The organism is Moorena sp. SIO3I6, assembly GCF_010672095.1.
Genome location: NZ_JAAHHU010001205.1, coordinates 1 through 1564, shown reverse-complemented (window position 1 = coordinate 1564; position 1564 = coordinate 1). Strand labels below are relative to the sequence as shown.

The window sequence follows — 1564 nt, the reverse complement described above, 5'->3', positions numbered from 1 at the left end:
CTGGACTTTTAGAACTCTACTAAGATGCGATTACCCTGCCCATGAAATAACAAAATATGGAAATAAATTTTTTCCATGTATTCCTGACTATACTCAGACTCAAGCTGATGAAAGTCAACTGTTGAATACCAGAGAGTAGTTGTAAAAGTTATTTCGTCATATTGATAAAGTAATGTAAGGTTGTGTTTGGAGCGAGTGCAATCTAAAAGTTTTAAAGTGATATTCATTTAATGATCTAAATTTACCTCTTTTTTATCTTAACTATACAATGAGTTATTTACTAAGGGGTGATAACCACTTTTCCAAAAAATGTTTTAGTCTGAAAAAATTGCTGAGCCTCCTTAATGGCAGAAAGTTTAAAAACTTTAGCAATCAAAGGTTTTAAAAGACCTTTTTCAAGATATCCAACCAATTGCTGGAACACATCAGGTTCAAGCCGCGTTGCTCCAATCATATCTAAATCCTTGTAAATCAAATCCCGCAAATCTAAAGGAACCATTGGATTTCCAATTGCACCACAAGAAACATATCTTCCTCTGGGTTGAAGCGCTTTAATCATCAAATTAAAATAATCTCCTCCCACCACATCTAGAGCAACAGTAATTAGATGTTGCTCTAAATTAGTGGCTAATTGCTCATCTCGTCGATAGACATAATCAGCACCTAACTCCTCTGCAAAATGCTCTTTACTCGCGCCAACAATGGCAATAACTTTGGCTCCTCTAATTTTGCTTAATTGAATCAAGGCACTCCCTACACCACCGGAAGCCCCCATAATCAATACCGTGTCTGCTGCTGAAATTCTTCCCTTGGTTACCATATTTTCTGCTGTGGAATAGGAACAGGGAAAGGTAGCGAGTTCAAGATCGGAAAGTGGAGACTTAATCGGATAAACATTGGTCGCTGGAATCACGGCATATTCGGCAAATCCCCCATCTAATTCACTTCCAACATATTGATAGTCATCTAAAGTTTCATCACGAATCCAACTGTCAACCATAACCCGTTGATGAAGGAGTTGCGGTTCTACATCGGAACCCATTTCCACAACTTGACCAACAATGTCAGCACCTTGAATTCGAGGAAATTCAGTCCCATGTTGCGTCCAGCAAGCGGAACTATTGAGGTCATTTTCCTTGGTATCTCGCAGGATAGCTTGAAAATTATCCTCTGCAGCATACCAGCCAGTACGAGTATTTATATCTGTATTATTAACAGAACAAGCTCCTACTTTAATTAACACTTCTCCCTTTTTCGGGACTGGTTTAGGGACTTGGGTATAGACCAGTTTTTCTGGCCCTCCAAATCCGGTAAGAATAACAGCATTCATTAACTCTGTCATGGCTGCTTGCTCAAGTCCTCCTCGTCAATAGTACAGTAATAAGCTCGAACTTCCTTCAAAATCTATCCCAGGGTATACTTCCTATACCCCTTGAGATAAACGGCGATACTACTGTTTATCCCAACTCCCTAATCTCATACTCAAATCCAACCAACTAGAGCGAGTAATGGGAGCGCTGCTGGAGATGTAATCTACTCCTGTTTCTGCCACTGCACGAATCGT

The 1564-nt window shown here is 39.6% G+C and carries 1 protein-coding gene and 1 pseudogene; both read right to left on the bottom strand.

The window, feature by feature from the left end; translation table 11 throughout:
* Window positions 1-280: 280 nt before the first annotated feature.
* Entirely contained in the window at window positions 281-1342 is a 1062-nt protein-coding gene (locus F6K49_RS47715; RefSeq protein ID WP_293109582.1) for an alcohol dehydrogenase family protein, read from the bottom strand.
* Between the two features lie 108 nt (window positions 1343-1450).
* A pseudogene (locus tag F6K49_RS47710) lies at window positions 1451-1564 on the bottom strand (nicotinate-nucleotide diphosphorylase (carboxylating)); the annotation flags it as partial.

Bases quoted from the DNA above. Each gene is read 5' to 3' on its own strand.
- F6K49_RS47715 (WP_293109582.1), bottom strand. From the start codon at position 1,342: ATGACAGAGTTAATGAATGCTGTTATTCTTACCGGATTTGGAGGGCCA.